The following is a 464-nucleotide window of genomic DNA, read 5'->3' as shown; positions in this document are numbered from 1 at the left end:
GCGGTGACGTCCGCAGGGAATGCGCCACGGTGGGTCTTGCCGCAGTTGCAGATCGCTTGCAGCACGCGGTGCTCGGTGACTTGGTAGCGCAAATCGGGCAGATCGTGGACCTGCCGGGACTCAACCACGCTGGCCTGACCCAAGGAACCGTGGCAGACATCGCAATGCTCGGGCGGCGCATGGGTGACGACCACATTGGGCTCGGCCACTTGGCACAGGGTATGGCCCTTGTGCCCCTTCTGCCCGCCGACCGGTCGTTGCCCGGCCTTGCGCAATGACTTGGGTTGGGGCTTGTTGAGCCCATCGCTCGAGGGTGGCTTGCTGGAGTTGCGGCTGTTCAGATTGAGCCGGGCTTGCAGTTCGTTGATCTGCGCCGTCAGCGTCTGCACCATCGCCCATAGCTCCAAGACCAGTGTGCCCATCTGGGTCGAACTAAGTGTGCTGAGGTCGGGTAGCTGTTGCAT

The 464-nt window shown here is 63.1% G+C and carries 1 protein-coding gene; it reads right to left on the bottom strand.

The genetic code is table 11. The features are described 5' to 3' along the window. Positions 1 to 422 (bottom strand): DUF6444 domain-containing protein (locus VTU_RS0118970; protein ID WP_010107478.1); only part of this gene is annotated, 422 nt, incomplete at its 3' end. Between the last annotated feature and the right edge of the window lie 42 nt (positions 423 to 464).

Source organism: Verminephrobacter aporrectodeae subsp. tuberculatae At4 (assembly GCF_000193225.1).
Classification (GTDB): domain Bacteria; phylum Pseudomonadota; class Gammaproteobacteria; order Burkholderiales; family Burkholderiaceae_C; genus Acidovorax; species Acidovorax aporrectodeae.
Note: the sequence above shows the minus strand (reverse complement) of the source record. Positions and strands in the feature narration are given on the sequence as shown.